This window comes from Citrobacter sp. Cf125, assembly GCF_030333935.1.
Lineage (GTDB): Bacteria > Pseudomonadota > Gammaproteobacteria > Enterobacterales > Enterobacteriaceae > Citrobacter > Citrobacter freundii.
Genome location: NZ_JAOWEY010000016.1, coordinates 310,152 through 321,167, shown reverse-complemented (window position 1 = coordinate 321,167; position 11,016 = coordinate 310,152). Strand labels below are relative to the sequence as shown.

The window sequence follows — 11,016 nt, the reverse complement described above, 5'->3', positions numbered from 1 at the left end:
AAAACATCCTGAATTAAATTTTTATCTCTGCATATTTGCGAGCGGTATCACTCTGATTCCCGCGAAAAATGTGATCTGCGCCGTAAATATCTCACTATTTCCTCTTTTTGTCTTATTTCTGTCCGGATTACTGGACACGATTTAGTATTGTTGACGCATCGTAGTCCTCTTATATTTATCATCACGGATTACACGTGGAGCATAAGCGCTTCTTTAGCTATTTAATCTGGTGTGTGATAAGGGTAAATAATGCAAATGATTACCTCGCGACAAAACAGATTATTAAAGTTTCTTCTGTCTAAGAAGGAATATGTCACGCTGCTGAAAATTGCCGAGTATTTATCTGTTTCAGAGAAAACTGTGCAGCGCGATCTGCGCTTACTGGAACCATGGTTATCAGAATGGAAAATAACCATCGATAAACGTGCTGGTGCTGGGGTGATATTAAGTTCCGATAATATTACCGACCTTTTATATATGGATCAGTTATTAGGATCGGAAGGTGATGATACTGACGGCATGATGAATAATTCACGGCGAGTCAAGATAGCCTCACAGTTATTAAGCGAAACGCCGCATGAAACGTCGATCAGTAAATTATCCGAACGTTATTTCATTAGTAGCGCATCGATTGTTAACGATCTGAAAGTAATTGAATCCTGGATTACCCCACTGGGCCTGTCGTTGATTCGCAGTCAGAGCGGCACGCATATCGAAGGCAGCGAGAGCGGTGTACGCCAGGCGATGGCGTCGCTGATTAACGGCGTGATTAACCATAATGAACCTGGTAACGTGGTTTATTCACGCCTTGACCCGGGCAGTTATAAAGCCTTAGTGCATTACTTTGGCGAAGAAGATGTTTTATTTGTCCAGACGTTATTGCAGGAAATGGAGAACGACCTGTGCTGGTCTCTGGGCGAGCCTTATTACGTCAATATCTTTACCCATATTTTGATCATGATGTACCGCATCACGCGGGGCAATGCGCTGCCGAGAAAAGATGAAAATATCACCTCATGTGACGAGAATATTTTTTCCATTGCCAGCCGGATGATTCAACATATTGAAAAACGCATTGCCCACCCGCTACCGGAAGATGAAGTCTGGTTTATTTATCAATACATTATCTCTTCCGGCGTGGTAATTGAAGAGCATAACGACGTGAGCGTGATTGGCCATATGCACTCTAGCGACGAAGCGCGTTTGATTACCCATCGGTTGATTGCCTCCTTTGCCGAGATGGTCGACAGCGATCTTAGCCAGGACACGGCGCTGTATGACGGATTGCTGATCCACATTAAGCCGCTGATTAACCGCCTGAACTACCAGATCCGCATTCGTAATCCGCTGCTGGAGGATATTAAAGGCGAGTTGCAGGACGTGTGGCGTCTGACCCAGTGCGCGGTGAATCGGGTGTTTAGCGGTTGGGGCGAGCGGGCCGTGTCGGAAGATGAGGTGGGATATTTAACCGTGCATTTTCAAGCCGCAATGGAGCGGCAGATAGCGCGTAAGCGTGTGCTGCTGGTCTGCTCAACCGGTATTGGCACCTCTCACTTACTCAAAAGCCGTATTCTGCGCGCCTTTCCGGACTGGACTATCGTCGGCGTGGTATCGGCAGGCAGCCTGCCCTCCGTACTGACGGACGATATTGAACTGGTGGTATCGACGATAAATTTACCTGCCGTTGCTATGCCGGTCGTGTATGTCACCGCCTTTTTCAATGATGCAGATATTAAGCGGGTAACAGAAACGGTTATTACGGAAAAATTACATCGGGCGACGTCGCTGGTCGTCGAAAATTAATGTCTGAACTCCATGAGGTATGATTGATGGACATCACGAAAATACTCAATACAAATCGCGTTATTTTGGATATGAAGGCCACAAACAAAACGGAGGTTATTGAGGAACTGACGGATATTCTGCAGAAAGATGGGGCAATTAGCTGTCGGGAAACGTTTATTCAGGATGTCTGGCAGCGTGAATCAGAAGGCTCGACCGGCTTCGAAAATCATATTGCGATCCCGCACGGGAAATCCTCGGCAGTGGTCAATACCACGCTGGCAATTGGGCGTACCCGCCAGGATATTCCCTGGGAAACCCTGGATGGCAGCAACGTGCGCTGCATCATTCTGTTTGCCGTACGCCTTGAGGATCAAAATACTACACATATTCGTCTGCTTTCGCAGGTTGCCGGCGCGTTGGCGGATGACGACATTATTGAACAACTGTTAGTCGAAAGCAGTCCACAGAAAATTATTGAGCTTTTTAGCCAATATGCTGAATCCAACGTCTGCTAAATAAAAAGTGGAGCATGTTATGAATATTGTTTGTGTTGCCGCCTGTACGGCGGGTATTGCGCACACCTATATTGCCCGTGAGAAGCTAATTAAAGGTGCTAAAGCGCTTGGTCATAATATAAGAGTTGAAACCCAGGGAACTATCGGCACGGAGAACGAACTGCTGACAGAGGATATTTCTGCAGCTGATGTCGTAATTCTTGCTGTCGATGTCAAAATAAAAGGGGAGGAACGATTTTCAAATAAACGCATTGTGCGAGTGAAAACCGAAATCGTCATAAAATCGCCCATTCAGTTTCTTGAAAAGGTCGAAAAATCATTAGTTAATAATAACCAGTAGCGATCCTCATTCTGGAGGGATTTCACATGAGTGAAAATAAAATTCCGCTATCTCAGGAAATAAAAAGACATTTATTAACGGGGATTTCGTGGATGATCCCGTTAATTGTCGCCGCCGGGATCTGTATTGCTCTCGGGCAAATACTTGGCGGCACTAACGTGGGTGAAAAAACAGGAACCATACCCTGGATGCTCAACCAGATTGGCGGCTGGGGGATGGGGTTAATCGTACCGCTGATTAGTGCGGCGATTGCGTACTCCATTGCCGATCGTCCCGGATTTGCGCCGGGCCTGATTGTCGGCTTTGTTTGCGGCGAAATTCATACCGGTTTTATCGGCGGGATGCTGGGCGGGTTCCTGGTCGGTTATACCGTACTGCTACTTAAGCGCTATATCCGTTTGCCACAGTCGATGCAGGGGCTGATGCCCATCATGGTGTTGCCGGTACTGAGTACCGTCATTGGCGGCCTGTTGATGATGACGCTGATTGGCAAGCCGATAGCCTGGCTGCAGGACGCGTTGATTCATCTGCTGGAGTCCATGCAGGGCGGATCCCGCTTTCTGATGGGCGCTATCCTCGGTGCGATGGCGACATTCGACTTCGGCGGACCGGTGAATAAAACCATGTCGCTGTTTGCTGACGGCATGCTGGTCAGCGGTGTGTACGGTCCGGAAGCGGTGAAGTTTGTTGGTTCGATGATCCCTCCGTTCGGCATTACGCTCTCTTTCCTGCTGACGCGTCACAAATACACCCGTGCGGAGCGCGAGGCGCTGAAAGCGGCATTCCCGATGGGGATCTGCATGATTACCGAAGGGGTCATTCCGATTGCAGCGCGTGACCTGTTGCGTGTGGTGGGCTCCTGCGTGGTGGCCTCGGCGATTGCGGGCGGCCTGATTATGGTGTGGGGTGTCGAAAGCCCGGTACCGCACGGCGGCATGTTTGTGGTCCCGCTCTTTACGCATCCGCTGCTGTTTTGCCTGGCGCTGGGGATCGGCACGGTGATTTGCGGTGTCATGTTGTCGCTGTGGAAGAAACCGGTGACTGAGCGTGACGAAGAGTTTGATGAACTCAGCGATCAAAAATTGAAAGACGAAGAGATCACCTTCACCCTGGAATAACCGGAGGCCGTATGTTTGCCGATATGAAAAGCATGGTGACGAAAGCCTGGCGTGAGCAGTACGCGCTGCTGGCTATTAACTGCATGAACCTGGAAAGCGCCCGCGCGGCGGTTCGGGTGGCAGAGAAACACCGTGCGCCCATCATTCTGAATCTGTATCAGGGGCATCTGGACCATTTTCCTGCGCCGCTAGCAGTAGCGATCGTCAAAACGTTGGCGGAAGAAGCCTCAGTACCGGTCGCGTTGGCGCTGGATCATGGAAAGGATCCTGTACGCATTCGTCAGGCTTTTCGCGCCGGATTCAGCGGGTTAATGATCGATGCCTCCGCCTTTGCGCTGGAGGAGAACATTCGCCAGACCCGGGCAGTGGTCGAGCTCGCAGCCAGCGTTTCTCTGTGCGTGGAAGGTGAGCTGGGTCATCTGGCCGATGCTCCGCGCTATGACCATGTGACTAACGTGGATTTGATGACTCAGGCCGCCGACGTGGAACCCTTTATCCAACAGACCGGGATCGATTTGCTGGCGGTGTCGGTGGGTACGGCACACGGCATGTACGCGCCGGGTATCACACCTGCTATTGATTTCCTGCGGCTGGAGGAAATAGCCCGGTTATCAACGGTACCTCTGGCACTGCATGGCGGCAGCGGGACGCCGTTTGATCAGCTACAGCGTTGCCCGACGTTTGGTGTCGCCAAGATAAACGTTGGTGCGGCGGTTTTCGAAGCCGGAAAGGCTGCGCTACTGCATACCCTGTGTCGTGACACATCCGGTGAACTCGTTAATGCCCTGGCCCTGATGGAACAGGCCTGCGAGGAAGCCATTATTCCGTACCTGCAGGCCAGCGGCGCTATCGGCAAAGCCTGATTCATTTTCTGTAACGCCTTCTATGCCTCTGCGATGACGCACTGGCAGGGCTTTCTACACCCTGAAACTGGAGAATTAACATGTTAGTTTCGATGAAAGAATTACTACAACCTACTCGTCAGCACGGTTTTGCTATCGGCGCATTCAACGTGGCGGACAGCTGCTTTGTACGTGCAGTAGTGGAGGAAGCGGAAGCGACCAATACCCCGGCGATTATCTCTATTCACCCCAGTGAACATAATTTTGTCGGCGATGCGTTTTTTAGCTATGTCCGCGATATCACTCTGCGCAGCCCGGTTCCCTTTACTCTGCATCTGGACCATGGCGCTTCAGTTGAGCATGTGCTGCGGGCGATTCAGTGTGGGTTTACCTCGGTGATGATTGATGGCTCGCTGCTGCCGTATGAAGAGAACGTGGCGCTGACCCGCGAAGTGGTCAAGCTGGCGCATGCGGTAGGTGTTTCTGTGGAAGGGGAGTTGGGTACGATTGGTCAGACCGGGACGTCAGTGGAAGGCGGCGTGTCGAAGGTTACTTATACCGATCCTGCTCAGGCAGAGGATTTTATCGCCCGAACCGGTGCAGACACGCTGGCGGTGGCGATTGGAACCGCGCACGGGATCTACCCGAAAGGGATGCAGCCAGAGCTGCAAATGAACATCCTGCGCGACATCGCCGGGCGTGTGGATATTCCGCTGGTGCTGCACGGTGGTTCCGCGAACCCGGATGCGGAAATTGCCGAATCCGTCACGCTGGGTGTTGGCAAAATCAACATTTCCAGCGATATGAAATATGCCTATTTCCAGAAAGTCCGCGAAATCCTGGCAAAAGAAACCTGGTGGGACCCGAACGTAATCTACCCAGAAGCCATTAGCGCCGCGCGGGACGTGATCCGCCACAAAATGAAATTGTTCGGTTCAACCGGCAAAGCATCACTTTACTAACGGCATGCAGGCGGGGCGACCCGCCTCTTTCGCAATAAGGAAAAGTGGAATGAAGCGTTCACATATTAATTATGCCGTCGATAAAGCGCATGCCATCGCCGAGACTTTTCGGGTCTGTCTGCCTGATTTTGCGTATTTTACGATCGATGCCTGGCGGCAACAGGATCAATCTCTGTGGCGTGAAGTGCGCGATCTCCAGCTGGGCTGGGATATTACCGACTTTGGGCGTGGAGATTTTGCGCAAACGGGACTGACGTTACTGACGTTGCGCAATGGTCAGCCAGGGTCAGCTAATTACCCCAAACCGTATGCTGAAAAGATGCTGCAAATTCAGCAGGATCAGCAAACGCCATGGCATTTTCATCGCCATAAAATGGAAGATATCGTGAATCGCGGCGGCGGTGACTTATGTATGCAGCTGGCATGGGCCACGCCTGATGATGGGTATGACGCACGGCGTATTGTTGAAGTTAGCGTCGATGGTCAGCGGCGTACCGTTGACGCTGGCGAGACGCTGGTATTGAAACCGGGACAGGGGGTGTGCCTGCCGCCGCGCTTGTATCATCGCTTTTGGGCGGAGAAGGCGTTCGTGCTGGGCTGGGAAATCTCGATGGTCAATGACGACCAGCATGACAACCACTTTCTGGAACCTGGCTGTCGCTTCCCGGCGATTGAAGAGGATGAGCCGGTGAAGTGGCTGTTGTGCAGTGAATATATTCGTTTATGAGCGTGAGTAGGCCCGGTAAGCGAAGCGCCACCGGGCAATAAATTATTGCGCAGGTGGTGGTGCTGTGACTTCACTCCCTGAAACCACTCCCGCCTGCATAGTCTGCGTGACCTGCTGTTTCTCCACGTTCACCGCATGTAGTTGCCCGTTGACCGTTGGCTTGAACGGCGTATCGGCCTGAATATTGCCGCTGGCGGTAAGCTGAATATTACCATCGCCGGAAAGCGGCAGTGCGGGCCAGCCCCACTGCTGCAGGATCGTCATTGGCACGCCGCGTCCGTTCAGGCTGATCTGAGCCTGGCGCTGAGGCAACTGAGAAATGCTGGCGGTGGCCTCCAGCAGCCCTTTTTCCGTATAGGCGCTCAGTTCGCTGATATTGATGGTGCTGTTGTTCGCCGTCAGCGCCAGCGAAGGACGACGTACATCCGTGCGGTTAAAGGTAGCAGCAGCGGCGTTGAGGGTGGCGCTCCCGCTCCAGATCCCCCACTGATTGTTCTGTACCAGCCCGAGGTTAGCGCCGTAACCGTCAAGCGCGGTGAGCTGCCACGGGAAACTCGGGTCGATATCAATTACCAGATTGCGGCTGGCGCTGAATTTCTTCAGCGTCAGGCTGTTTAGCCATGTTGGCAGAGATTTCATCCACTGCTGCTTCCAGTTTTCCGGCAGCGTGTATTCCAGACCGGCAATCGCGGCATCATCGAGGACCAGCGCTTTGTTGCTGCGTAGCCAGTTTCCGGATGTTCTGACCATACCGCCTTCCCAGCGGGTGGTGAACTGGCGCAGCGCAATGCCCTGTGGTGAGAACTCGGCGTTCAGAATCGGATCGAAGAAGTGCAGAGAGCCGTAGATAAACTCGCTGGCGTTCATCGACAATTTTCCTTCCTGAGTTTGCCAGTCGTCCTTGCTGAAGGTCATGTTGCGCAAGCTCAGATCGAGATCCGTCACCGCCCAGTCAGGGCCTTGCAGACGGGCATCCGTTACCTCCAGACGACCAATTTGCAGGGAAGGAATGGTGCTTAACGGGGCAAAAAAGTCGGCCAGCGATTTGTCGCTTTGCAGCCGGATATCATTCAGGCGCAGATTCTCCACTACCCAGCTCCCGTCGGCATTGCGTTGCGCTACGCCGGTTAATGCTCCACGCGCCACGTCTGCGCCAATATTGCTAAGCGTCACCCGGTCATGGTCAATGCTGCCTTCAATCAAGACGTTGGTGGTCGGGACATCGTTGAGCGTCAACGAACTGGCGCTGAGCTGAATTTGCGCTTTGCTGCCGAGAATTTTACCTGCCTCAGGGCTCCAGGGGATGACACCTCCGTTAACGCGCTGGGCGCTGAGGTTCCACTCGCTACCGGGGCTGTTAAGCGCCATATCCTGCAATTGCAGGCGATCGGCCTGAAACGGCAACGGCGCGGTTTGCTGGGAAAGATTCAGTGTGCCGTTTTGCAACAAAATGGTGTCTACGTGCAGCGGGTCGGTGATTTGGCGGCTACTGAGTCCAATATCGACCGTTTTGGCGACCAGCGTGGCGGGCTGACCATCCCGGCCAAAGGTGACGTTTTCCAGCAGAATATGGGAAGGGGAAGAAAACCGGTGATCGATGGCATCAAAGGCCAGATGGTAGCTGCTGTTCTGTGAAACCCAGGCGCTGACGTGCTCTGCGCCCCAGCGGGTTTGCAGTAGAAAATAAAGGCCGAGGATCGCCACTGCAAGGGCGATCAGCACGTAAAGAAGCAGCTTTCCAATAAATTTCATGGTCTTCCATCCCGCGAAGTGCACATAGTCAAGTTATGCACGATTTAGACGCAATGCTCAAGGCGGGAATGGTGAAAGAGCGTTACAGCGGCGTTGATTCAGAATCAACGCCGCTGTTTGCTTATTGCTTTTCTGGTGGGAACACCAGGTTCAGAACGATAGCGGTAATACCGCCTGCGGCAATGCCGGAAGAGAGTAGGTTTTTCACCCAGTCCGGGGCGAACTGCAGGATCAGCGGTTGCTGGGAGACGCCGAGACCAACAGCCAGCGACAGCGCGATAATCAGAATTGCGCGACGGTTCAGCGGCTCGCGGGACACGATACGCACGCCGGATGCGGCAATAGTACCGAACATTACCAGCGTTGCACCGCCCAGTACTGGCTCAGGAATATGTTGTACAAAACCGCTGACCGCCGGGAACAGGCCCAGCGCGATTAACATCAGCGCCACCACAAAACCGACGTAGCGGCTGGCAACGCCCGTTAACTGAATAACCCCGTTGTTCTGACCAAAACAGGAGTTCGGGAAGGTGTTGAACACAGCGGAAACAAACGAGTTCAGACCGTTCGCCAGCACGCCGCCTTTCAGGCGTTTCATATACAGCGGACCAGAAACCGGCTGCTCGGAGACATCAGAGGTGGCCGTAATATCGCCGATGGTTTCCAGCGAGGTGATCATAAAGACCAGCATCAGCGGCAGCAGTAAACTCCAGTCGATACCCAGGCCATAATAGAGCGGCGTCGGCACCATCAGCAGATCCTGACTAACCGGCGCGGTATTTTGCGGCAGCATGTCCATAAACCAGGCCAGCAGATAACCCGCCGCCATTGCAATCACCAGTGACGCAACGCGCAGGTACGGGTTGCGCTGGCGGTTAAGCAGGATAATCAGCGCCAGCACGACACCAGCCAGCATCAAATTCTTCGGCGCGCCAAAGGTGTTGTCGCTCATTGCCGCGTAACCGCCGCCAATCGACGTCAGGCCCACCTGAATCAGTGACAGGCCGATGATCATCACCACCACGCCTGAAACCAGTGGGGTGATAATACGGCGCGCCAGATGCAGTACGCGTGAGATAACCATCTCGGTGCAGCTTGCCAGCATCAGTGTACCGAACAGTGCCGCCATCATGGTTGGGACATCTGCGCCGCCGGTTTTTAGCGCCGTACCGCCCATAATCAGCGGTGCAACAAAGTTAAAGCTGGTGCCCTGAATGGATAACAGCCCTGAGCCTACCGGCCCCCAGGCTTTGATCTGAATGATAGAAGCCACGCCGGATGCGAACAGCGACATACTGATAATGTGTTGAGTATCCTGAGCCGGTAAACCGAGCGCCTGGCAGATAAGCAGGGCAGGCGTGATCACCGCGACGAACATGGCCAGCAGGTGCTGGCAGGCGGCAAACAGAGTCTGGGCTAGCGGGGGGCGATCTTCAAGACGGTAAATCAGTTCACTGTTGTGAGTCTGCGCAACCGGTTGCGCATTTGTTGACTCTACGGCGTTAACGGACATCAGAGGCAATCCCATGGTGGAAAAGCGGTGATTTTATCTGACCAGGGCAGAAAAGCAAACGTTTGCTAGCAGGTATTCTTAATATTTAAAACGGATAAACAAACATTTTTATATAACTTTTCATCATTTTCTGCTTAAAATCCACCCCGAAAACTCAATAAGAGCTAAAAATCGGTCTGGAATGCATCGTGCGTGATTGTGCTAAACGCACTAATGGAGCTGTAAATGTTTTATCTCGATACGTTATCAACACTGGTTGCGGCAACCCTGGTGTTGCTGCTGGGACGTAAGCTCGTCCAGTCTGTTTCCTTCCTGAAAAAATACACCATTCCCGAACCCGTAGCGGGCGGCCTGCTGGTGGCGATTGCGCTGCTGGTGCTGAAAAAAAGCATGGGCTGGGAAGTGAACTTCGACATGACACTGCGCGATCCGTTGATGCTGGCCTTCTTCGCCACTATCGGTCTGAACGCCAATATCGCCAGCTTGCGTGCTGGCGGCCGCGTGGTGGGTATTTTTCTGATTGTGGTTGTTGGCCTGTTGCTGATGCAAAACGCCATCGGTATTGGTATGGCGACCCTGCTGGGTCTGGACCCGCTGATGGGTCTGATCGCTGGCTCGATCACCCTCTCTGGTGGACACGGAACCGGGGCCGCATGGAGCAAGCTGTTTATTGAACGTTATGGCTTCACCAATGCGACTGAAGTGGCGATGGCTTGCGCAACGTTTGGTCTGGTATTGGGTGGGCTGATTGGTGGCCCGGTGGCACGCTATCTGGTCAAACACTCCACCACGCCAGACGGTATGCCGGACGATCAGGCTGTGCCGACCGCATTTGAAAAACCGGACGTCGGACGTATGATCACCTCACTGGTGCTGATTGAAACCATCGCGCTGATCGCTATCTGTCTGACGGTGGGTAAAATCGTTGCGCAAATGCTGGTTGGAACGGTACTGGAACTGCCGACCTTCGTTTGCGTGCTGTTTGTTGGGGTGATCCTCAGCAATGGTCTGGCGCTACTGGGCTTTTACCGGGTGTTCGAACGTGCGGTTTCTGTGCTGGGTAACGTTAGTCTGTCACTGTTCCTGGCGATGGCGCTGATGAGCCTGAAGCTATGGGAACTGGCTTCTCTGGCCTTGCCGATGCTGGCAATTCTGGTTGTGCAGACCATTTTCATGGCGCTGTATGCGATATTCGTTACCTGGCGCATGATGGGTAAGAACTACGATGCCGCTGTGCTGGCTGCTGGTCACTGCGGTTTTGGCCTCGGCGCGACGCCGACGGCGATTGCCAACATGCAGGCGATTACCGAACGCTTTGGGCCATCCCATATGGCGTTTCTGGTGGTGCCGATGGTGGGGGCATTCTTTATCGATATCGTCAACGCGCTGGTGATTAAGCTGTATCTGCTGTTACCGATTTTTGCGCAATAACGGCTGTGCGGCGGGGTAACATCCGCCGCCG

10 protein-coding genes are annotated in these 11,016 nt (G+C 53.1%); 8 read left to right on the top strand and 2 right to left on the bottom strand.

Features of this window, described 5'->3' with window-relative positions; genetic code table 11:
- Positions 1–249 precede the first annotated feature (249 nt).
- The 7 genes from OGV89_RS02665 to OGV89_RS02635 all read left to right on the top strand — a co-directional run bounded on the left by OGV89_RS02665 (position 250) and on the right by OGV89_RS02635 (position 6,289).
- Positions 250–1,803, top strand: coding sequence for a BglG family transcription antiterminator (locus tag OGV89_RS02665; protein ID WP_071667594.1), 1,554 nt, complete (start codon positions 250–252; stop codon positions 1,801–1,803).
- Positions 1,804–1,829: 26 nt separating this feature from the next.
- A complete protein-coding gene (locus OGV89_RS02660) occupies positions 1,830–2,300 on the top strand; it encodes a PTS sugar transporter subunit IIA (protein ID WP_003842172.1) in 471 nt (156 codons plus the stop codon).
- A 19-nt stretch (positions 2,301–2,319) separates the two neighbouring features.
- Entirely contained in the window at positions 2,320–2,640 is a 321-nt protein-coding gene (locus OGV89_RS02655) for a PTS fructose transporter subunit IIB (RefSeq protein ID WP_003844521.1), read from the top strand.
- Positions 2,641–2,666: 26 nt separating this feature from the next.
- Positions 2,667–3,758: a PTS fructose transporter subunit IIC gene (locus OGV89_RS02650; protein WP_003837581.1), complete on the top strand. Its 1,092-nt coding sequence runs from the start codon at positions 2,667–2,669 to the stop codon at positions 3,756–3,758.
- Positions 3,759–3,769: 11 nt separating this feature from the next.
- Complete coding sequence (locus tag OGV89_RS02645; protein ID WP_286558100.1) at positions 3,770–4,621, top strand: class II fructose-bisphosphate aldolase; 852 nt, start codon at positions 3,770–3,772, stop codon at positions 4,619–4,621.
- A gap of 80 nt (positions 4,622–4,701) precedes the next feature.
- The gene (locus tag OGV89_RS02640) at positions 4,702–5,562 is read left to right on the top strand and encodes a ketose-bisphosphate aldolase (RefSeq protein ID WP_286558098.1); all 861 of its coding nucleotides are present in this window, start codon (positions 4,702–4,704) and stop codon (positions 5,560–5,562) included.
- Positions 5,563–5,611: 49 nt separating this feature from the next.
- Complete coding sequence (locus OGV89_RS02635; RefSeq protein WP_286558096.1) at positions 5,612–6,289, top strand: D-lyxose/D-mannose family sugar isomerase; 678 nt, start codon at positions 5,612–5,614, stop codon at positions 6,287–6,289.
- A gap of 42 nt (positions 6,290–6,331) precedes the next feature.
- Here the strand turns inward: OGV89_RS02635 and OGV89_RS02630 are convergent, their stop codons facing one another.
- Together OGV89_RS02630 and xanP are read right to left on the bottom strand one after the other, a co-directional pair.
- Complete coding sequence (locus OGV89_RS02630) at positions 6,332–8,041, bottom strand: AsmA family protein (RefSeq protein WP_057101841.1); 1,710 nt, start codon at positions 8,039–8,041, stop codon at positions 6,332–6,334.
- A gap of 121 nt (positions 8,042–8,162) precedes the next feature.
- On the bottom strand, positions 8,163–9,554 hold the full coding sequence (gene xanP, locus OGV89_RS02625; protein ID WP_048213728.1) for a xanthine/proton symporter XanP: 1,392 nt from the start codon (positions 9,552–9,554) through the stop codon (positions 8,163–8,165).
- Positions 9,555–9,779: 225 nt separating this feature from the next.
- On the opposite strand from xanP, the gene gltS reads away from it, so the two are divergent.
- Positions 9,780–10,985, top strand: a complete 1,206-nt coding sequence (gene gltS, locus OGV89_RS02620) for a sodium/glutamate symporter (RefSeq protein WP_003024029.1) — start codon at positions 9,780–9,782, stop codon at positions 10,983–10,985.
- Positions 10,986–11,016 lie beyond the last annotated feature (31 nt).